Genomic DNA, 21303 nt, shown 5'->3' on the forward strand with positions numbered 1-21303 from the left:
GAACCCTCAGCACGGAGGATGGGACCGTTAGAAAACGGTCGGGACGCTGCATAAAAAAGAGCGTCCGGTAACTGTGTGAGGTAGGAGGCCGGACATTCAACCCGGATAAAACTCACTGCGGCTGCTTCCTTCCGGACCTGACCGGGTTGGCAAGGTATCCGTCCAAAGCCGACCTCCCGGCGCTCTCCTAACACGGAGACGGGGGTGTCTGACAACCCCCAATCATCAGAGTGCGCCCTCATCCCCGCGTCTTATTCGCCGACAGCCGCACCGCCCATGTGCCGCGGGTCGGCCGCACCATAGATCAGACCGGTCTTCGGGGCCTTCAGGCTCGGGCGATCAGCAAGAATGCCTTCAGCCACACCCCACGGACGATGCGGCGACAGGGCATAGCCCTCGGCCTTGAGAGTCTGCATGGCGTCGTCAGACAGCGCGCCCTGCTCAAGCTCAACAGCCGAAGGCTCCCACTGTTCATGGATTCGCGGCAGGTCGATGGCCTGACGGATATCCAGCCCGTAATCGATCACCCCGAGAATGGCGGAGAGCGTAATCGTCGGAATGCGCGAACCGCCGGGGCTACCGATCACCATAACGACCTTGCCATCACGCGAGACGATGGACGGCGACATCGAAGACAGCGGCGTCTTGCCCGGCGCAATCGCATTCGCTTCCGAACCGACAATGCCAAACATGTTGGGCGCCCCCGGCTTGGACGAGAAATCATCCATTTCGTCGTTCATCCAGATGCCAGTATGGCCACCCATCACGCCCGCGCCGAACCAGCCATTGAGCGTATAGGTTGCCGAAACAGCCGTTCCCTCATGATCGAGCACGGAAAACTGTGTCGTCTCATGCTTTTCCTGCGTGTCCGGGGCCGCCTGCGCGACAGGTGCGGGAAGCGCTTCGCCTGCCCTGAGGGTGCTGGACGCGAGAGCATGATCGGTCGGGATGCCCTGTCGGATCTGATAGGCGTAAGCCGGGTCGATCAGATGTTCGACGGGATTATGCACGAAATCCGGATCGCCCAGATCGCGCCGGTCGGAATAGGCATGCCGCATGGCCTCGACCTCGCGCTGTACGGCGGGCGCCGTGTGCAGGCCGAGCGCATGCATGTCATAGCCGGAGAGAATGTTCAGGATTTCGCACAGCGCAACGCCACCACCGCTCGGCGGGGGAGCCGTGTCGATCGTATAGCCCCGATAGGTGCAGCGGATCGGGTCAAGATGACGAATATGATAGTTCTGGAAATCGGAAAGCTGAAGAATCCCGCCACCTTCGGTGCTGGCACGCACGATCTCTTTCGCGATCGGACCATCATAGAACGCCTTCGGGCCATCTTTCGAGATCAGCTCCAGCGAGTCCGCCAGATCCTTCTGGACCAAACGGTCACCCACCTGAAGCGGAGTGCCATCAGGACGCAGATAGAAGGCGCGGGCATAGGGGTCATGCTGGAAATAGCGCGTCGAGGTGTGCAGAAGGTCTGCATCGCCCTGGTTCAGAACGAAGCCAGCCCGAGCCAGTGCAATCGCCGGTGCCATCACCTTGGCGCGCGGCAGATGTCCCCATTTCTGCAGAATGGAATCCAGTCCAGCGACCGTGCCCGGAACCGCAACAGCTTTCCAGCCTTCAGTGGACAGACCCGGAATGACCTTACCCGAAGCGTCCTGATACATCGTAGCGGTGGCAGCGGCAGGCGCATGTTCACGGAAATCGATGAAGATCGTCTGGCCGGTTTTCAGGCGCAGAGTCATGAACCCGCCGCCCCCGATATTCCCGGCTGCGGGATAGACCACCGCCAGAGCATAGCCCACGGCCACGGCCGCATCGACGGCATTGCCACCCTGAGCTAGGATTTTCGCACCGGCATCGGAAGCGAGATGCTGCGCCGAGACCACCATGCCATGACGACCTGATGTCAGCACACCAGCGCTGACATTATCCGGACCGAAGGCCAGCGGATCATGCGCCGAACTCAGTGCCTGCGGAGCCGCATTGGCAAGCGTCGTGCCACTGATCAGGGCCGTGGCGAGAAGAAGCGAAAACGCTCTCATGCGGTCTCTCCATAAGGGGGCTTGGTATAGCCTTTGGGGGACAGGGTGAAAATTTCGCAACCATCGGCCGTCACGCCGACCTGATGCTCGAACTGGGCAGACAGGGTGCGGTCACGGGTTACGGCTGTCCAGCCGTCATCAAGAATTTTCACGTCCGGGCGGCCGATATTCAGCATGGGCTCGATCGTGAACACCATGCCCTCCACAAGCCTTACCCCCTCACCCGGACGGCCATAGTGCAAGACATTCGGTTCGGCATGGAAATCCCGGCCAATGCCATGACCACAGAAATCCCGCACGATGGAGAAACGGTTGGCTTCCGCATATTCCTGAATGGCATGTCCGATATCGCCAAGCGTCTTGCCGGGGCGCACTTGCGCAATCCCGCGCATCAGGGCCTCATACGTCACATCGACCAGTTTTTCGGCCTTCTTCGGCGCCTTGCCCACGACATACATGCGCGAGCTGTCACCGTACCAGCCATCCAGAATGGAAGTGACGTCAATATTCACGATGTCACCGTTGGACAACTTCTTCGGGCCCGGAATACCGTGACACACGACATGGTTGATCGAAATACAGCAGGATTTCGGATAACCGCGATAGTTCAGCGGAGCGGGGGTCGCGCCATGGGCAAGCGTGAAATCATGGATCAGCCGATTCAGCTCTTCCGTGGTCACACCGGGCTGCACATGGGGCGTGATCATGTCCAGCGCCTCTGCCGTCAGACGGCCAACACGATGCAGATGTTTGAAATCGTCCTGATCGTAGAGAACGATACCCCGTGCGTTATCCATACCTGCCGCCTGATCCTTCAATCTTCAAAAAGCCCGGACAAAATGCGTCTGTCCGGGCTGGATCGCAAGGAGGCGGGTCAGATTTTCGGGATCAGCTGTGCCGGGAGTGCTTTTTGTGAGCGACGACATGGCGAACGCTGACCATGCGTACAGCCGCACCATGGTGCGAAATCCGGCCATAACGGCGCGGCGCCGTCGGCGCATCAGCAACTTCCATGGGACGCGAAGACGCCAGCAGAAAACCGCGATGGAAACGACCACGGCGGCTGGCAGATGCCATCAGGGTACCGGATGGTGCAGCCGGATGAAGCAGTGGCTGAGGCGCGACACCTTCATCAGCAAACCCCTTGTCGAGCAGCGCCACCATTTCCATGGAACGACGCGCATTACTGGAAGACCCCATGACCACACCGATCAGGCGAACATTGCCGCGCTGGGCAGAGGTAATGAGATTGTGGCCGGCCAGATCGGTGTAGCCCGTCTTGAGACCGTCAGCACCCGCATAGATTTTCAGCATCGGATCATGGTTCGGAACCATGCGACGATGGAAATAAAAGGAGGGGACGTTGAAATAGTGATAATATTGCGGGAAATCCGCAATCAGATGCTGCGACAGCAGGGCCAGATCATGAGCTGTCGTGACCTGATCGGGGTCGGGCAGACCGGACGCATTGCGGAAGGTGGTATTGACCATCCCCAGCGCCCGCGCCTGCTGCGTCATGAGCTGGGCGAAGCGCACTTCGTCCCCGCCACCGAGAAACTCACCGAGAGCACAGGCAGCATCATTGGCGGATTTCGTGACCAGCCCCAGAATGCCCTGCTCTACCGTCAGCTTTGTTCCCGGCACAAGACCCAGTTTGGAGGGAGCCTGAATGGAAGCGTGGATGGACACTGGAACCTGCTCGTCCAGCGTAATCTGATGCGCCTCAAGGGCACGGAATGTCAGATAGAGCGTCATAAGCTTTGTCAGGGACGCGGGGTACCGTTGCAGTTCGGCATCCGTCGCAGACAGAACGGCACCTGTCTTGGCATCCATCACATAGCTTGAGACGTGTCCGGCATATTGCGCCTTCGCCGATCCCAGCCCCATGGTTGTCATGGCGCATAACAGAAAAGCTTTCTGGAACGGGAAACGCATCTACTGACAGCCTCTGAACGGAACGTCGTCTCGGGAAAGATCTGGGCTTTTGAGCCACCTTCATCACAGGCAGTCTAGGCGCATTGAAAACTTCCCGTCCACCAGCTTTGAAGGACTTTCCTTAATTTTTCGTAAGCAGGGCGGAAAGGAGGCAGCATCGTGGCACCCGACGCATAAAAACCTTATTTCAGGGGCTTGCAGCCCTTCTCAAGACCGAAATTCGCACCATATCATACTCGTCATGTCTTCTTACGATCTTCCCCCCTGTCCAAACGGCCTTTCCGGTGTCGCGTCTTTACGGAGTCCAGCCCGTATGGGGCCGGAGTCTCCCGACTCCATTCCGCCTCATGGGCCGGACAGGAGAGACGGGGATCAGGACCTTGAAGTCAGCGTGGTGGTGCGCCCCAGAACCCGGACGCGCAAACCTTCCATGTACAAGGTTCTGATGCTCAACGATGACTACACGCCCATGGAATTCGTGGTGCATGTGCTGGAGCGCTTTTTTGCCAAGACCCGGGACGAGGCAACGTCCGTCATGCTTCAGGTTCACCAGCGCGGCGTCGGAGTCTGCGGGGTGTTCACGTATGAAGTGGCTGAAAGCAAGGTGACACAGGTGATGGATCTGGCACGCCAGAACCAGCATCCCCTTCAGTGCACGATCGAAAAAGACTGATCCGTCTGACAGGCAGAAAAGCTCGGACGCAGGATAATTTCTTGTTTCCATCTGCGTTTCTGACTGGCGTTACACGTTACTCCGCGACAAGATACCTTTCCCACGAGAGGTCGAGAGGAGCGCCATCACATGCTGTCCCGTACGCTCGAACAGACACTCCACCGCGCCCTGACATTCGCAGGTGACCGGCGTCACGAATATGCAACCCTCGAACATCTTCTGCTCGCGCTGACAGAAGACGACGATGCTCTGACGGTCTTCCGGGCCTGCGGCATCGATCTCGACAAGCTGCGCTCCGATCTGACGGATTTCCTGGACAAGGATCTGGCCGGACTAGCGGCGGAACGTCCGACGGAACCCAAACCGACCGCTGCTTTCCAGCGCGTGATCCAGCGCGCGGCCATCCATGTGCAGAGCACGGGGCGCGACGAGGTTACGGGCGCAAACGTGCTTGTGGCTCTGTTTGCCGAACGTGAAAGTCACGCCGTCTATTTCCTGCAGCTGCAGGACATGACACGACTCGATGCAGTCAATTTCATCTCGCACGGTATCGCCAAGGCTCCGGATCGGGGTGCAGGACGGCGCGCGGCTGCGGCCTCCAAGGACACATCCGAGCGCGAGGAGCGCAAGGAAACGCCCAAGGAAGGCGCGCTCGCAACCTATTGCGTCGATCTGAACGAACGTGCGCGTGAAGGGCGGATCGATCCGCTGATCGGTCGCGATCAGGAGATCGAACGCACCATCCAGATCCTGTGCCGCCGCACGAAGAACAACCCGCTTTATGTAGGCGATCCCGGCGTCGGCAAGACGGCGATTGCCGAAGGTCTGGCAAAGCGGATCGTGGAAGGCGAAGTGCCAGACGTTCTGCTGAACAGCACGATCTACTCGCTGGATATGGGCTCGCTTCTGGCCGGCACGCGCTATCGCGGCGATTTCGAAGAGCGGTTGAAGGCCGTCGTGACGGAAATGGACCAGACCCCTGGCGCCATTCTGTTCATCGACGAAATCCATACCGTCATCGGCGCGGGAGCGACCTCGGGCGGGGCAATGGACGCCTCCAACCTGCTCAAGCCGGCTCTGGCTGCGGGGACGCTGCGCTGCATCGGCTCCACAACCTACAAGGAGTTCCGTCAGCATTTCGAAAAGGATCGAGCGCTCGTACGCCGGTTCCAGAAAATCGACGTGCCGGAGCCCTCAATCGAGGATGCGATCAAGATCTTACGCGGTCTGAAGGGCAGCTACGAGAAGCACCACAAGGTTCGCTACACCGACGAAGCCCTGCGCGGCGCCGTCGAACTGGCGGCCAAGTATGTCCATGACCGCAAACTGCCAGACAAGGCGATCGACGTGATCGACGAAGTCGGCGCGGCGCGGATGTTGGTGCCCGAGAACAAGCGCCGCAAGACCGTGACGCTGAAGGACGTGGAAGAGGCTATCGCCAAGATCGCCCGCATCCCGCCCAAGAGCGTTTCGGCCGATGACCGTGAAACCTTGCGCCATCTGGAGCGGGATCTGCGGAACATGGTCTTCGGGCAGGATAAGGCGATCGACGCGCTGGCTGCGGCGATCAAGCTGTCTCGCGCCGGGCTGCGCGATGCGGAAAAGCCGATCGGCAACTATCTGTTCTCCGGCCCCACTGGCGTGGGCAAGACGGAAGTCGCCAAGCAGCTTTCCAACTCGCTCGGGATTGAGCTGATCCGCTTCGACATGTCCGAATACATGGAGCGTCATTCGATCTCGCGTCTGATCGGCGCGCCTCCGGGCTATGTCGGGTTTGATCAGGGCGGTCTGCTAACCGATGCGATCGACCAGCATCCGCATGCGGTCCTGCTGCTGGACGAAATCGAGAAGGCCCATCCGGACCTGTTCAATGTCCTGCTTCAGGTCATGGATCATGGTCGCCTGACGGATCACAACGGCAAGGTCGTTGATTTCCGCAACGTGATCCTGATCATGACCACCAATGCGGGCGCAGCGGACCTGTCCAAGGAAGCGATCGGGTTTGGACGGACGGCGCGGAGTGGCGAGGACGAAGAGGCGGTCAAACGCCTGTTCACCCCGGAATTCCGCAATCGTCTGGACGCGATCATTCCCTTCGCCAACCTCACGCCTGAGACCGTGGGCCGTGTGGTCGAAAAGTTCGTGCTTCAGCTCGAAGCCCAGCTTGCCGACCGCCATGTGACGATCGAGATTTCCTCGAGCGCCAAGGAATGGCTTGCGGAGCGTGGATATGACCGGCTGTATGGCGCGCGCCCTCTAGGACGCGTCATTCAGGAATACATCAAAAAGCCTCTGGCCGAAGAATTGCTCTTCGGACGGCTGGCTCAGGGGGGTGCCGTTCGGATTGGCATGAAGAACGGTGCGCTCGACTTCGATATTCTCGAAGGCGGGGATAACGCCAAGGGCGAGGACGGCGCTTCGAAGAAAGACGAAGCGACAAGCTGAAGCCTTGCACCTCAGAAAAGGCCCGTGACACACTGTCTCACGGGCCTTTTTGTTACTGGTAGCGGGTACCGTTCACCACGACATAGCCCGGCCATGGCCATTTGCGGCCTGTGCCATGATGCGTCCAGTCCACACCCTGACGACGCAGGCTGTCGTAATAGTAGCGACCCTGCACCTCGACCTGATCGCCCTTGCTGACCCAGGGCCATTGCGGTGCATTCATCTGGTCCAGATCGGACACGATCCGGATGGAGACCCCCTGCCCGACCGACAGATAGAAATAGCCGTGCCAGCCGCTGCGAGTCCGTTTTGCTCTGGGCGAGACAGCCAGCACCTGTCCACACAGATGCTCGGGCAGGTCGATGCCGGTCGGGCCGCTCTGTTCCAATCCCTGCTGATCGACGAAGAAACGCGCATTGTCACACTGTGCTGGCATGTCATGCGTGCTGTGGGGTGCAGTATTCTGACCGAAAAAGCCCTGAGCGGATGCGGCTAATGGCGCGCATAGCAGTGCCACAGCAAACGTAGAGAGCAGACGGGATGTCATGAAGGGGTTTTCTCCTGTCGGGGCGGCCCTGTCTGTTGCTCTGCCGCCGGAAGGTCCGGACCGGACACAAAAAAGCCCGCCCCGAAAAGGGAACGGGCCTTTCTGCTGGTCCGCAATAACGGATCAGGGGGCTTCGCTGGCGCCTTCACCGGCGGCAGGCTCAGCCTTGGCGGCGTCGCTAACGGCCGGACGTGCCGGTGCGCCATCCGTGATCATTTCGAGCTGGCCCGTGATCTGACCACCATCTTCAACCTGAAGGCGGCGGCACTTGACTTTGCCAATAAGGCGACCGGTCGCGCGGATCGTGAGGCTTCCATTGACGGTCAGGGTGCCGTCGATCGTGCCAGCCAGTTCCGCGTCTTCAACCTCAACGCCACCCCGGAACACGCCGCCATGCGTGACCTGAAGTTCGGCAGCATGAATCATGCTGGACTCGACCGTGCCTTCAACAACGAGGCGCTCAGCGTCCTGCACGGAGCCCTGAACGCTGATGCCACGGCCGACAACAAGCGTACGACGCTCCGGACCGGTCTGGCGCGGTGCGCCCGGAACGGCGGCCACACCGGGGCGCGGTGCCCCTGCCGGCGTTACGCCCGTCGGAGAATTGGAAGACGGTGGTGCCGGGAAAGGGGTACGACCCATGGGCGCGGGGTCCTTCTGCTGGTTGGGCTGCTGGGCAGGTTGGGGACTGGAGGGCGATCCGGATCCTGACGCGGGAGCCGTCTGGCTGGGAGCGTCCGGCCGGTTGGGGAAAATGGGCTGACCTGCAAGTTTGCCGTTCTCGACAGGCTTGGAGTCATCTTCCGGTTTGCGTCTTCTGAACAAGGAAACCCCGCTGCGGATCTGGAAAAGAACACTCTAATTCTGTCTCGGACGTCTCCCAGAAAATCCATTGCGAGAACTGGACGCTCGCAGACAGAACATTCGGGAGCCGATCTTTCGACAAGGCTACACGCTCACGACCCGGCGGGACAAGACGCGCATTTCCATAAATGTGACGAAATCTCACGGATGAAAACGGCGTCGGGTTAACCGGGAGTTGGCGTGAACCCAGAGGGCACCTATGATCGTGTTGATTTAATGGCGCAGCCTGCCCGTTAAATGTTTTTTTCTGAAGTTTTCAGCGACCTGACCGGAGTTCCAATGTCTGCACCCCAGCATGACCTTCTGTGTATCGGCAATGCCATCGTCGACGTTCTCGCCCCTGTGGGCCAGGACCTGATCGACGGGCTTGGCGCTGCTGCCGGGAGCATGACCCTGATCGACGCTGCCACGGCACATGCCATCGAAAGCCGTGTGGATATCGAAAACGTGACAGGCGGCGGCTCTGGCGCCAACACGGCCGTCGTGGCGGCCCGTATGGGGGCAAAAGTGGCCTATCTCGGCAAGGTCACGGCTGATGAAGCTGGCGACCATTTCACGCGCGACATCCGCGAACAGGGCATCACCTTCCCGTCCGAGCCGCTTCCGGCCGCTGACGGTGTACCGACCGCACGCTGCATCGTTCTGGTAACGCCCGAAGGCCAGCGCACCATGTTCACCTATCTCGGCGCCTGCACGGAGTTTACCCCCGAAGACGTGCATGAATCCGTCGTGGCTGATGCGGCCATCACCTATCTGGAAGGCTATCTGTACGACAAGCCGCAGGCCCAGGAAGCGTTCGAACATGCAGCCCGTCTGGCCCGCAAGGCTGGCCGTCAGGTCGCCCTGACGCTGTCCGACACGTTCTGCGTGGAACGCCATCGCGCTGCCTTCCACGAGCTTGTGGCGGGTCATGTGGACATCCTGTTCGCCAACGAGGCCGAACTTCTGGCCCTGTACGAAGTTACGGATTTCGAAGAAGCCGTCACGCAGGTTGCCGCTGAAACCAAGCTGGCCGTCATCACGCGCAGCGAAAAAGGTGCGGTCGTGATCGGTGAAGGCGAGCGCCATGACGTTCCGACGACCGAAGTGAAGGTCGTGGACACCACGGGCGCTGGCGATGCGTTCGCAGCAGGCTTCCTCGCCGGGTTGAGCAAAAAGCACGACCTCATCACCTGCGCGAAGCTGGGCAATCAGGCGGCCGGTGAGATCATCACCCGTTACGGTGCCCGCCCGACCGAAACGTTCACGCTGACGGCCTGAGACGTACCACTGGGCCGGTCTTAAAGATCGGCCCAGCCAATGCGGGCGACCCTATACCGGTCAAAGGACTCCCGCACAGCCGGGTCCAGAAGCGCGGCCAGTTCGCCTTCCTGCTCATAACCCGGCATGAAACGCTGCATCATGGCGTCCTGAGCCGTGGCGGGGTGAAAATAGATTTCACTCGTGCCGCCCGGCAAACGCGGAATGAGTCCGCGGATATGGTCCGGTGTCATATGGCCGGACCAGCGCAGCCCGAAACACCAGTCGTTGGTTTTCAGCCCCGCCTTGCGGATCTGGTGACGCAGCACGCCGATCCAGTGCCGCAGGGCGCGGTCTCCCAGCGTGTCGTTGGCTTCGACAGGCTCTGGCGGCTCAAATGGCGAGCGGACAGCCCGTACCCCATGCTCCAGACCGGACTCGATCAGAAAGCGCCCCACGGTCGGATGTAGATGCATGTGTTTGTGGGCATTGGCATGATCGAGCGTCAGTCCGCTTGCCGTGAAAGCCCGGAACTGAGATTCGATTTCCCGACACAGAGCGCTTCGGGCCTGCGGGCTGAAAAAATACTCCACACCCAGACGAAGCTGGTTCCGCCCGAACCATCCCTGTTCGTCCGTAATGGCAGGCAGATCGAGCACCGACTTGCCCTCGATCGCCACCACATGCAGCCCGACTTTCAGATCCGGCATCGTCTTCGCTCGCCGGATGGCATCCTCGGCGGCATCTCCGGCAACCATCAGACTGGCCGTGGACAGGATGCCGTTGCGATGAGCCTGTTCGATAGCCTCGTTGACTTCGAGGCTCATGCCAAAATCATCGGCAGAGACGATGGCGCGACGCAGGGAACTGGATGTCATGGCAGATCTCACAAAAAAAGGGGTCATGACATGCGCCATGACCCCTGAAAAATAATACGTCAGGCGCGCGCCGCTCAGGCGGCGTGACGGTCCTTGAGGAACTGGAAGAACTCCACACCTTCGCGCAGACGACGCTTCATCATCTGCGGGCTGCGGATCATCTCGTTGACGATGGAAGCGATCTTGGAGCCACGGAAGTAGAACTTACGGTAAAACTCCTCGACGCTCTCGAAGATTTCTGTATGCGACAGATGCGGATAATGCAGCGGTGCAATCTGCACGCCACTCTCATCAATCAGTTCGGCTTCCGCCTCGTTCAGCCAGCCATTTTCCGTCGCCTGCTTGTGCAGGAACGTGCCGGGATACGGCGCGGCCAGGGAAACCTGCAGGGTATGCGGGTTGATCTCTTTGGCGAACTGGATCGTCTCCTGAATGGTCTCCTTCGTCTCGCCCGGCAGGCCGACGATGAAGGTGCCGTGGATCTTGATGCCCAGCTTGTGGCAGTTGCGCGTGAATTCCTTGGCCGTCTCGACCAGCATGCCCTTCTTGATGTTGTGAAGGATCTGCTGGTTGCCGCTCTCATACCCGACGAGCAGCAGACGCAGGCCGTTTTCCTTGAGAACCTTTAGGGTGTCGTAAGGAACATTCGCCTTGGCGTTGCAGGACCATGTGACACCGAGCTTACCCATTTCGCGGGCAATGGCTTCGGCGCGCGGCAGATCGTCCGTGAAGGTGTCATCATCGAACATGAATTCCTGCACTTCGGGGAAGTACTGCTTGGCCAAACGCACTTCGGCAGCCACATGCTCGGGGCTGCGGGTCCGGTAACGATGGCCGCCCACCGTCTGCGGCCACAGGCAGAACGTGCAGCGCGACTTGCAGCCACGGCCCGTATAGATCGAGATGTAGGGGTGCTTCAGATAGCCGATGAAGTAGTCGTTAATATTGAGGTCACGCTTATAGACCTCGGTCACGAACGGCAGGCTGTCCATGTCCTCGATCATCGCGCGATCCTTGTTCGCGATGATCTCACCCTTCTCGTTGCGCCAGGTGATACCGTCCACTTCCGCGAGCGGTTTGCCTTCGGCGATTTCCTTGATTGTGAAATCGAACTCGTTACGGGCCACGAAGTCGATCGGGCTGCCCTTCTCCATGCTCTCGGTCGGCTGGACGGCCACCTTCGCACCGACCATGCCGATCATGATCTTCGGATTGGCATCCTTAATCATCTGCGCCACGCGGACGTCAGAAGCGAAGGACGGCGTGGACGTATGGATGACGACAAGGTCGCGGTTCTTTACGTCTTCGAGGATGGGGTCCATGCCCATCTTGGCGGGCGGCGCGTCAATCAGGCGTGATCCGGGAACGAGGGCGGCCGGCTGGGCCAGCCATGTCGGAAACCAGAAGGACTTGATTTCGCGCTTTGCCTGGTAGCGGGAGCCCGCGCCACCGTCAAAGCCGTCGAAGGAAGGAGGCTGGAGAAAAAGGGTTCTCATCATGATCGGACACTCCTTTGGGTGGCGCCGGCCTGGAGCGAGGAGGCGCAGGACACGGAATTACGTTTTCTTCGGGCGATATGGACCGTTCTGCCCCGCCATGCAACGCGCGATCCGCGCGCACTGCCCACCATGATGGCAGCAGACAGCCAGTCACGGATGACCAGAAGCGGGATGACGCTGGGGAGCGGACAGTCCGTGGCACGGTCCATGATGCGGCTTCCGATGGCACGGAGCAGCCATGTCAGAAGCAGCAGGAGCCATGTCCACCAGGCATTCGGACGGAACAGCACGGCCGTCACAGCCCAGAATAGGGGAAGCTGAATGGATGACAGACCATAGCCGACCGGCGCGACATTTTTGACGGTCCGCCCCCAGCGCAGCTCATGCGCCAGCAGCTCGCCGAGCGAATGTTCGCCCACAGTCGTGTGGGTCAGGGTCGGGGCGATGGCGATATTGTCGCCCCGACCCCGGATGAGTTGACCCAACTCGGCATCATCCGCCACATGATCAACCAGCGCCTCAAGACCACCGATCTCTTCAAGGGTCTGACGCCGCAGGGCCATGGTCGCGCCCAGACAGTCCTGACGCCCCAGAAAACGGGACATCATGACGCCGGGCAGGAAATTATGATTGATCTGACACGCACCGAGTTGCTGTACGAGCGTCCCGGCAGCAGGGCGGCCAGAATACAGGGTCGTCACCAGACCGGTTCCCTGCTCTTCCAGACTCGTCACAACATGACGTAGATAATTGGGACTGGCGTGAATATCCGAGTCGGAGATCACGATAATGTCATGGCGGGCCTCCCCGTACATGTTCATCAGATTCCCGACCTTGCGGTTCGGACCATATTCGCGCGGATCAATCACTACACTGACCGGAACCTGCGGATAGCGTAACCGAAGGCGTTCAATAACGGCCAGAGCCGTGTCCTGCGCGTCCTGTACACCAAAGACGATCTGAAAGTCGGAATAGTCCTGTGTGAAGACGCTTTCCAGCGCATCCTCGAGCAGCGGCTCGTTACCGTGCAGAGGCTTCATCACCGTGACGGCGGGCCATGTCCGCTCGAACAGGCGCAGCGCGTCATCGGCGCGGCGCTCCGTGCGACGGAACCGGGCGAGCAGGAGGGCGCCCGTCAGCGCCTGTAGGTTTCCAGCGGCAGAAACAAGGGCACAGACGCTGGCTGCAATGGTAAGAGGTAAGGGCACGACGGTGTTCTAGCCTTCCCAAACGCTTTTGGGAAAGACTGCCATCGCGAAACCGGGCTCAGTCATGCAGGAAATGGGCTGTCTTGTCGTCCAGATGATCGGCCAGACCATTGGCACCGCCCTGGCTCAGGGCACCCCCGAAATCGGAACGCTGCGCGGCGACCTGACTGATATGCGCGTTCAGAAGAACGTCCGTAATCCGCCAGCCCGACGCTCCATTCGTCATGATGTAGTCGATGGGCACGGCTTCTGCGCCATCTGTCCCGCCGATCGTAGTATCGACAATCACACCTCCGGTCGGGTTTGGGCGCGTCTGTGGAGAGACGGTAAATGCGGCCTGCGCCTGAGGCTTAAACGATGCGGCATAGTGCGCGATCGTGAACTGACGGAACGATCCCAGAAGGCGCGTGCGATCCGAAGGGCTTAGACTGTTATAACGTACACCGACTGAGCGACGAAGAATCGCTTCAAGATCAAACGCATGATCCACGGCAGGAGCAATCATCGTTGCGCGCTGCTGGGCAGTTTTTCCGGTTTTCTGGGCAACCTTCAGCGCGTCATAGAGAGCTGTGACAGGCGCCACGGCAGCAGCGGAATCCGCCGACGTAACCACATCTGCCGCATCGGCCAGCGCTGCCGGAGAGAGCGACGTCAACGCAACAGACCCTGTCAGAAGGCAGGCAGACAGAAAAGACAGAGTCACTTTCGGGGAAAAACGGCAAATCATGGTCGTACTTTCGTCCTGGTAGACAATTCCGGGCATAGAGATCAGGTTCATGACACAATGTATCAAGTTCCCTGTATCAGGTTCTGGCATCCATAAAGCCATCTGTGCTCGATTAGCCACAGGGGCGGTACGAAATATGCCGTCTGACATTGAGGCGAACACGACAATGGGTCTATAGGCAGTCAATCTAACGCCCGATGGTCCTTCACGTTTCCCGGTTTTCAAAACCGGGGCAGAAAAGGAGGCCACGGGCCATCCACGATGTGCAAGGCCCCGGGCGCCCTGATGGACGCACCTTCCGGAGGCTAGAACCAGAGGATTATAATGGCCGTTCCTTTGATGCAGGCTGTCCGAGTCGGACGGTACGTTGTCAAGCAGCACCTCACGGGCCGCAAGCGATATCCGCTGGTCCTGATGCTCGAACCGCTGTTCCGTTGCAATCTGGCCTGCGCCGGTTGCGGCAAGATCGACTATCCGGCGCAGATCCTGAACCAGCGTCTCAGCCTTCAGGAATGTCTGGATGCCGACACGGAAGCCGGTGCTCCTGTCATTGCAATCGCCGGTGGTGAACCCCTCCTGCACAAGGAAATGCCCCAGATCGTTAAAGGTTTGATCGGGCGCAAAAAATACGTCTACCTGTGCACGAACGGGCTGCTGCTTGAAAAGAAGCTCGACGATTACGAGCCCTCCCCGTTCTTCTCCTGGGACGTGCATCTTGACGGCGATCAGGTGATGCATGACGCCTCGGTGTGTCAGGACGGCGTGTATGACCGTGCCGTAGCGGCCATCCGCCTTGCAAAATCCCGTGGCTTCCGCGTGTCGATCAACTGCACCGTTTTTGACGGGGTGGTGCCCGAACGTCTCGCAGCCTTCTTCGATGAAGTCATGGCCTTGGGCGTTGACGGCATCATGACAGCTCCGGGCTATGCCTATGAGCGCGCACCGGATCAGGAACACTTCCTGAACCGCCAGAAGACAAAGCAGCTTTTCCGCGACGTATTCCGCCTTGGAAAAGGCAAGAAATGGCGCTTCACGCAGTCCCCGCTGTTCCTGAACTTCCTGGCAGGCAATGAAAACTATCACTGCACGCCTTGGGGCAAGCCGCTGCGTACGGTCTTTGGTTGGCAGCGTCCGTGCTATCTGCTCGGCGAAGGTTATGCCAAGACCTTCAAGGAGCTGATGGAAGATACGGCCTGGGAGCAGTACGGCACAGGCGCATATGAGAAATGCGCCGACTGCATGGTGCATTCCGGTTACGAATCCACAGCCGTCATGGACGCTGTCGCACGCCCCTGGCACATCGCGAAGGTCGCCCTGTTCGGCCCCGAGACCGAAAAGCCGATGGTTCCGGAAATCTCGCTCGCCAACCAGCGCCCTGCCGAATACGGCTATGAAGCGCAGGTCCAGCAGCAGATGGAACGCATCTCCACAGGCGCCAAACCCGCCCGTGGCCCGCGTGTCCGCGTCAACGGCCGCCCGGCTGCCAATACAGTTTCAGAAGCTGCCGACGCAGCAGACTGAAAACGGATCTTCTTTCGTCCTCAAAAAACCGGCTCCCTGCGAGCCGGTTTTTTTGTGCCCAAAGCAGCGCATCTCATGCTGCCTTATGAAGGGCATGGTATCCGCCACTCGTCCTGTTATGATCGGCCATCCATTATTCCGGCCGGACCATGCTGACCCCTATTCTTGTTATCTGCCTGCTCATTTTCCTCAATGCTGTATTTGCCATGGGAGAAATGGCTCTCATTTCGGCGAAACGGCCACGGCTTGAGGTTCTGGCCAAGCAGGGAGTCCGGGGAGCAACAACTGCAATCCGTCTGGCGGAAGATCCGCACAGCTTCCTGCCGACCGTTCAGGTTGGCATGACGTTGGTGTCCATTCTTGAAGGTACGTTTGGCGGCAGCCAGATGGAAAGTACCGTCACACCATGGATTGCAGATATTCCCTCACTGCGCCCGATTGCCAGCGAAATCTCGATGGTTCTCGTTGTCGCAATCATCACCTTCGCCATGCTGGTTTTCGGTGAACTGATTCCCAAACAGATTGCCCTGCAACAACCGGAAGCCATTGCTTCACGTCTGGCCTGGCTTCTGGTCGGCGTCGCGCGGATAGCACAGCCGATTGTCTGGCTGCTGAGCGGCACATCCTCGCTGGTTCTCCGGGCACTCCGGATCGGACCTCTGACGCGCGCTGCCGTGACGGAAGAGGAACTGAAGGCCGTTCTGGCCGAAGGTGCACGTGCGGGCGTACTCGAAACCGACGAACAAGCCATGATCGAGCGCCTTCTGCGTCTGGCAGACCGACCGGTGAGAGCCATCATGACGCCGCGCAATGAACTGTTCTGGATCGACAGACATGCGGATCAGGAAACACTGGTCCGCAAACTGCGCCAGACTTCATATGCCCGGATCGTGGTCTGTGAAGGCGATGTCGATCATCCGGTCGGCGTCATTCTTGCCAAGGACATCATGGACCGACTGCTGCTGAAACTTCCGGTTTCCGTTGATGCGGTCCTGCGTGAGCCTCCCGTTATTCCGGATAGCCTTAGCGCCCAGGACATGATCGAACGTATGCGCGGGGTCAATCTCGGAATTACGTTCGTTCTGGACGAATACGGTTCGTTCGAAGGCATCGTGACACCGTCGGACGTTCTGGAGGCAATCGTTGGCGAAGAAAAAACGGAGTCCTCTTCGTCTGAACTGCAGGCCGCCGAAGGCGAAGACGATTATATTTTTGAAGGTTTTATGCCTGCGGATGAACTACGCTCGCGGCTTAACCTGCCGGAACTTCCCGGCGCCGGAGGGTACCATACCCTTGGCGGTGTCATGCTGGCGCTTCTCAGGCGTGTTCCTGCACGTGGAGACAAGGTCGCGTTTGGCGGATGGCTGTTCGAGGTTCTGGAAATGGACCGCCGGCGCGTCGGAAAGGTCAAGGTCAGCCGACAGATTCTTGCTGAGGACTGACCAGACGGTTTCAGGCCCTGCTTGTGAAAAAGGCCTGCCTTTCACTGACCGGCGCATAAGCTCCCTGATTGCCGTAGTTCTGGGGCAAAGTTGTCGCCGGAGTTGAGGTCAAAAGTTCAATCACACGCTTCTGTGCCGTAATTGCCCTTTGCAGAAGTTCACCATTGCGATTGCCCAGTTCTGTCATCTGTTCCAGTAAATCTCGATAAGGCAACGCCGACGACTCCAGTCGCTCTTCACTGTCTTCATCATCCGGACAGCAGGGACAAAGATCCTTTTTTCGATCATTGGCTACCGCGACTTCTTGCTCGAGCGTTCTGGCGGCATTCTGCTTGTCGGGCAGGAGCGCCAACGCATCCGGGATGCGCGCTTCTTCCAAGGCAGAATTTTCTGCTTCCAGAATGGCGATCAGCCGCTGCATGGCGGGAATAATGGACGCGCTCATTTCTGCTCCTGCATGGCCAGCATCTGGCGATCAATCGCATCCGTCATGCCGATACCACCATTGTTTTCCATCTGTTTGGCAATCTGCTCTACCAGCATGGGCCGGAACTGCTTTTCTCCGGCTCCGCCGCTGAACATGTTGTCACTGTCGTCTTCCGTAGCAAACATGGGCTGAAGCATCTGGTTGATAGCCATGGATTCGAAATCCTGGGCAGACTTCAGGGTTTTAGCCGGATCTGCCTTCTGCCCGTGTAACGGAAATCCCGATGATATTGTGCTGCTGGTCGAGGATATGGTCATCAACGCATCTCCAGTTCTGCCTGCAGGGCACCATCTGCCTTGATGGCCTGCAGAATGCTGATCATGTCTCTTGGCCCCACACCCAACGCATTCAGCCCTGCAACAAGCTCTCTGAGCGTTGTCCCGCCTGGCACAACCGCCAGATGTTGGTTCTTGCCCGTATCCACCTTGACGTTCGTGCGCGGCACAATGGCTGTCTGGCCATTGGAAAAGGGGCCGGGTTGAGAGACCTGAGGAGTTTCGGTCACTTGTACGGTCAGATTTCCCTGTGCCACGGCAACCGTGCTGATCCGGACATCCGCACCCATGATGATAGTTCCGCTGGCCTCATCGACCACCACCTTGGCAGGCGTATCAGGCGTCACCAGAAGATCGCCGATTCGCGAAAGTGTAGGCACAGGATCATGGCTGCTCAGATCCAGCAGGACCGTCCGCGGATCCTGAACATTCGCAATCGGCCCGAAGGTCCGGTTGATGATCGCCGCGATCCGACTCGCCGTCGTGAAATCAGGATTCCGCAGGCTCAGATGCAGGTTGGCACGATGGCTGAGGTCGAAAGGAACCTCCCGTTCGACAATACCACCATTCGCAATATGTCCGCTCGTTGGCACATTACGGGTGATGGATGCAGCCGCACCGCGCGCTGAAAAAGCGTTTGTCGCTAACGATCCCTGAGCCACGGCATAAACCTCACCATCAGCCGCCATCAAGGGCGTAACCAGCAGCGTGCCTCCTGTAAGAGAAGATGCATCGCCCGCAGCAGACACCGTTACGTCAATTCGGTTTCCACCATGCGCAAAAGCCGGGAGATCTGCTGTCACCATGACTGCGGCAACGTCATGTGTCTGAAGCTGGGTTTCCTGGTCGCGGATATTGACGCCTAGCCGATTCAGCATCGAAATCAGCGTTTCGCGCGTAAAAATCGTATTGGTGAGTCGGTCGCCGGTACCATTCAGTCCCACGACAAGACCGTAACCGATCAACTGGTTGCTTCGCACACCTTCCATATCTGTGATGTCCTTGATGCGGACACTGGCTGCCAGAGCGAAACCTGGCAGGAGAAGCAATCCAACACAGACGAACGCGGTAAGCCGCTGCATCAGGAGGCGGAAAGATGACGGAGATCGCAAAATAAAACGCATGGGTGACAGGGGGTATCCTGATGCCTGCTAGACAGGTCTGGGGGTCTCAGGTGTTGAGGATGGCCTTACAGGGTAAAGAAACCCCTAACGGAGACGCAGATTTCCGCGCTTTCCGAGAGACAGGCAAAGCATCTTCGGGGTTGGCGGATGCGCCTTCGGTAGTTATAAGCCGCGCGTTATCGCCTGCGGCTGTTAGAAGCGGACGTCGGCGGATCAGCCAGGGATTGGATGCGCATGATTACGCTGCCGCCGGATTATAGGCCTTCCGACAACGAAGAGTTCATGAACCCGCTTCAGGTCGAGTACTTCAGGCAGAAACTTCTGCGCTGGCGTGTCGATCTTCTGAAAGAAGCCGATGGAACACTTGCGAGTCTCTCGGAAGGTGGAATCCATGAATCCGACATTACCGACCGCGCCAGCGTCGAGACGGATCGGGCGTTCGAACTTCGGACCCGTGACCGGGCACGCAAACTGATCACCAAGATCAATATGGCGCTCGAACGTATCGAGGATGGAAGCTACGGCTTTTGCGAAGAGACCGGAGAACCGATCGGCCTGAAACGGCTCGAAGCCCGCCCGATCGCCACAATGTCCATCGACGCACAGGAGCGTCATGAGCGGATGGAAAAAGTCCACCGCGACGATTAAGGCTTGCGCTTGGCGCGCTGACCCGTTACGAAGCGCGCCAAGGCAACGGTATGCTGCTGTAGCTCAGTGGTAGAGCACTCCCTTGGTAAGGGAGAGGTCGACAGTTCAATCCTGTCCAGCAGCACCATTTTTCCTTATTTTCCAAAAAATCCATAATACGACGCAAATCGTATTAAGCGTGATGTAAAATATCGTTTTTTCAGATATTAGAAGTCATGAAGTCTGACCTTGCATGGTCCTGCATTGAACTCTCCTAAAATCAAAAATCAATCCGGCGAAAATCCCCGATATTTTTCGTTGTCCCGATTGACAGAATTTTCTTCTAGGTGCGCGCAATTCTCTCTCCCTATGAACAGACTTCCCCAAGACGGGGACAAGAATGAACACATATTGCAAAGCCGCCTTCCGAGGCGGTTTTTTTATGCCTGGAGATCTTATGCACCAGACTTCCCGCTGGACCATTGCCGATGCCCTGAAGGTTCATGCCGATGATCCTACGACGACCATGCCTGTTATCGCGGCTGACTTTCCCACAATGTCGGAAAGCGTCATGATCTGGGATACGGGTGCACTTCGTGACATCAACATGAATTCTGTCACCGTAAATGGATGGCATGTCATCTGGTCTCTGGCAGCAGACAAAATCGATCTGACCAACGCAAATATTGCAGCCGAATGGGCCAATCGAAACAATACTGCCTATATCGGTTTCTGGTATTCAAAGACCGGAAATGGGTCTGACTGGATCTGGGGCGGCCGACTTCTTCAGAAATCTGCAGATCTTCGCCCTTGGGAGTGGTCCGGCAATCTCGTCATGCGTGAAGGCAGCGAGAACACGGTCGACATGTTCTATACATCATGCGGCCCAGTGAATAACGACTTTGAAAGTGTTATTGCCGTCAGTACCGGCCAGATCCACACTGATGACCAGAAAGTCTGGTTCACCGGTTTTGATACGACGGTCGATATGTTCGATGCGGACGGCGTTCATGAGGCCAACGAAGCGGAAGACCCGTATTTTGATTTCCGCGACCCCTGCCCTTTCCTCAATCCGGACGACGGGCGAGTCTATTGCGTTTACGAGACGAATGTTGCCGGCATACGCGGCCAGTTTGTGATCGGCGCCAATGAAACCGGCCCCATTCCGCCCAACTATACCGTGGATCCGGGCGCAGGTTACGGCGCAGCATCCATCGGGCTGGCCATTCTGGACGACGGCGCCTACGAAGCAGGCGACTTCTCACGCGCCCGCTGGACGCAACTGGGACCAATCGTGTCGGCACTGGGCGTGAATGATCAGACAGAGCGTCCGCATGTCGTGTTTCAGAACGGCAAGCTGTATCTGTTCACGATCAGCCATCACTCCACCTATTCAGGCAATCTTCAGGGGCCGGATGGTGTTTATGGCTTCGTGTCCGATAATGGACTTGCGGGTCCGTTCAGGCCGATGAATGCGTCCGGGCTTGTGCTGGGTAACCCTTCGAGCCAGCCATATTCGACGTATTCACATTTCGTGGATGCTCAGGGGTATGTGCAGTCCTTCATCGACCACGTTCCTACCCCGACGGCTACCGATCCGAACGCCGTCCGGATTGGCGCCACACTGGCACCGACCGTTAAGCTCGTTCTGGACGACGACCGCTCCTACCTCACCGAAATTCATAATTACGGGGAAATTTTTGCACAACGTGCTTGGCCGGCTACTGCGGCGGGTTGAGGCATTCAAACAGGACGGGGAGC

At 58.5% G+C, this 21303-nt stretch carries 19 protein-coding genes, 1 tRNA gene and 1 other RNA gene; 8 read left to right on the forward strand and 13 right to left on the reverse strand.

The genetic code is table 11. The features are described from left to right. Positions 1 to 80 precede the first annotated feature (80 nt). From ffs to JK213_RS06870, 4 genes are all read right to left on the reverse strand, one after another. Positions 81 to 177, reverse strand: an RNA gene (ffs, locus tag JK213_RS06855) — signal recognition particle sRNA small type. Between the two features lie 74 nt (positions 178 to 251). Then, the gene (ggt, locus tag JK213_RS06860; RefSeq protein WP_194261696.1) at positions 252 to 2051 is read right to left on the reverse strand and encodes a gamma-glutamyltransferase; all 1800 of its coding nucleotides are present in this window, start codon (positions 2049 to 2051) and stop codon (positions 252 to 254) included. Continuing rightward, positions 2048 to 2848 carry a type I methionyl aminopeptidase gene (map, locus tag JK213_RS06865; protein ID WP_194261695.1) on the reverse strand — a complete coding sequence of 267 codons (801 nt, stop codon included), beginning with the start codon at positions 2846 to 2848 and terminating at the stop codon, positions 2048 to 2050. Before map ends, ggt begins: the two co-directional genes overlap by 4 nt. 91 nt (positions 2849 to 2939) lie before the next feature. Beyond that, complete coding sequence (locus JK213_RS06870) at positions 2940 to 3986, reverse strand: D-alanyl-D-alanine carboxypeptidase family protein (protein ID WP_194261694.1); 1047 nt, start codon at positions 3984 to 3986, stop codon at positions 2940 to 2942. A gap of 313 nt (positions 3987 to 4299) precedes the next feature. Between JK213_RS06870 and clpS the strand changes: the two genes are divergently transcribed. Then, complete coding sequence (clpS, locus tag JK213_RS06875) at positions 4300 to 4659, forward strand: ATP-dependent Clp protease adapter ClpS (protein WP_194261693.1); 360 nt, start codon at positions 4300 to 4302, stop codon at positions 4657 to 4659. 129 nt (positions 4660 to 4788) lie between these two features. Beyond that, positions 4789 to 7104, forward strand: coding sequence for an ATP-dependent Clp protease ATP-binding subunit ClpA (gene clpA / locus JK213_RS06880; protein ID WP_194261692.1), 2316 nt, complete (start codon positions 4789 to 4791; stop codon positions 7102 to 7104). A gap of 52 nt (positions 7105 to 7156) precedes the next feature. Here the strand turns inward: clpA and JK213_RS06885 are convergent, their stop codons facing one another. Together JK213_RS06885 and JK213_RS06890 are read right to left on the reverse strand one after the other, a co-directional pair. Further along, a complete protein-coding gene (locus tag JK213_RS06885) occupies positions 7157 to 7651 on the reverse strand; it encodes a DUF3465 domain-containing protein (protein WP_194261691.1) in 495 nt (164 codons plus the stop codon). Positions 7652 to 7774: 123 nt separating this feature from the next. Then, complete coding sequence (locus tag JK213_RS06890; RefSeq protein WP_228125381.1) at positions 7775 to 8476, reverse strand: polymer-forming cytoskeletal protein; 702 nt, start codon at positions 8474 to 8476, stop codon at positions 7775 to 7777. A 318-nt stretch (positions 8477 to 8794) separates the two neighbouring features. Between JK213_RS06890 and JK213_RS06895 the strand changes: the two genes are divergently transcribed. Next, positions 8795 to 9775 carry an adenosine kinase gene (locus JK213_RS06895; protein WP_194261690.1) on the forward strand — a complete coding sequence of 327 codons (981 nt, stop codon included), beginning with the start codon at positions 8795 to 8797 and terminating at the stop codon, positions 9773 to 9775. A 20-nt stretch (positions 9776 to 9795) separates the two neighbouring features. Here the strand turns inward: JK213_RS06895 and hpnK are convergent, their stop codons facing one another. The 4 genes from hpnK to JK213_RS06915 form a co-directional block, all read right to left on the reverse strand. Beyond that, a complete protein-coding gene (hpnK, locus tag JK213_RS06900) occupies positions 9796 to 10632 on the reverse strand; it encodes a hopanoid biosynthesis-associated protein HpnK (protein WP_194261689.1) in 837 nt (278 codons plus the stop codon). 74 nt (positions 10633 to 10706) lie between these two features. Further along, complete coding sequence (hpnJ, locus tag JK213_RS06905; RefSeq protein WP_099286248.1) at positions 10707 to 12131, reverse strand: hopanoid biosynthesis associated radical SAM protein HpnJ; 1425 nt, start codon at positions 12129 to 12131, stop codon at positions 10707 to 10709. Next, positions 12128 to 13339: a bacteriohopanetetrol glucosamine biosynthesis glycosyltransferase HpnI gene (hpnI, locus tag JK213_RS06910; protein WP_194261688.1), complete on the reverse strand. Its 1212-nt coding sequence runs from the start codon at positions 13337 to 13339 to the stop codon at positions 12128 to 12130. Before hpnI ends, hpnJ begins: the two co-directional genes overlap by 4 nt. A 58-nt stretch (positions 13340 to 13397) precedes the next feature. Further along, entirely contained in the window at positions 13398 to 14117 is a 720-nt protein-coding gene (locus JK213_RS06915; RefSeq protein ID WP_228125380.1) for an ABC transporter substrate-binding protein, read from the reverse strand. A gap of 273 nt (positions 14118 to 14390) precedes the next feature. Between JK213_RS06915 and hpnH the strand changes: the two genes are divergently transcribed. Both hpnH and JK213_RS06925 read left to right on the forward strand, forming a co-directional pair. Further along, a complete protein-coding gene (hpnH, locus tag JK213_RS06920; RefSeq protein WP_099286250.1) occupies positions 14391 to 15587 on the forward strand; it encodes an adenosyl-hopene transferase HpnH in 1197 nt (398 codons plus the stop codon). Between the two features lie 149 nt (positions 15588 to 15736). After that, on the forward strand, positions 15737 to 17029 hold the full coding sequence (locus tag JK213_RS06925) for a hemolysin family protein (protein WP_194261687.1): 1293 nt from the start codon (positions 15737 to 15739) through the stop codon (positions 17027 to 17029). A gap of 10 nt (positions 17030 to 17039) precedes the next feature. On the opposite strand, the gene JK213_RS06930 is transcribed toward JK213_RS06925, so the two are convergent. The 3 genes from JK213_RS06930 to JK213_RS06940 all read right to left on the reverse strand — a co-directional run bounded on the left by JK213_RS06930 (position 17040) and on the right by JK213_RS06940 (position 18873). After that, a complete protein-coding gene (locus JK213_RS06930) occupies positions 17040 to 17474 on the reverse strand; it encodes a flagellar protein FlgN (RefSeq protein ID WP_194261686.1) in 435 nt (144 codons plus the stop codon). Then, on the reverse strand, positions 17471 to 17668 hold the full coding sequence (locus JK213_RS06935; RefSeq protein WP_228125379.1) for a rod-binding protein: 198 nt from the start codon (positions 17666 to 17668) through the stop codon (positions 17471 to 17473). The genes JK213_RS06930 and JK213_RS06935 overlap by 4 nt, the downstream gene beginning before the upstream one ends. 104 nt (positions 17669 to 17772) lie before the next feature. Then, complete coding sequence (locus JK213_RS06940; protein WP_228125408.1) at positions 17773 to 18873, reverse strand: flagellar basal body P-ring protein FlgI; 1101 nt, start codon at positions 18871 to 18873, stop codon at positions 17773 to 17775. Positions 18874 to 19149: 276 nt separating this feature from the next. Between JK213_RS06940 and dksA the strand changes: the two genes are divergently transcribed. The 3 genes from dksA (at position 19150) to JK213_RS06955 (ending at position 21280) form a co-directional block, all read left to right on the forward strand. Next, complete coding sequence (gene dksA / locus JK213_RS06945; RefSeq protein ID WP_099286346.1) at positions 19150 to 19563, forward strand: RNA polymerase-binding protein DksA; 414 nt, start codon at positions 19150 to 19152, stop codon at positions 19561 to 19563. Between the two features lie 52 nt (positions 19564 to 19615). Continuing rightward, positions 19616 to 19690 (forward strand) — tRNA-Thr (locus tag JK213_RS06950). A gap of 309 nt (positions 19691 to 19999) precedes the next feature. Beyond that, complete coding sequence (locus tag JK213_RS06955) at positions 20000 to 21280, forward strand: glycoside hydrolase family 68 protein (protein ID WP_228125537.1); 1281 nt, start codon at positions 20000 to 20002, stop codon at positions 21278 to 21280. The last annotated feature ends 23 nt before the right edge of the window (positions 21281 to 21303 follow it).

This window comes from Gluconobacter sp. Dm-44 (assembly GCF_018256175.1).
In the GTDB taxonomy this organism is placed as follows: domain Bacteria; phylum Pseudomonadota; class Alphaproteobacteria; order Acetobacterales; family Acetobacteraceae; genus Gluconobacter; species Gluconobacter cadivus.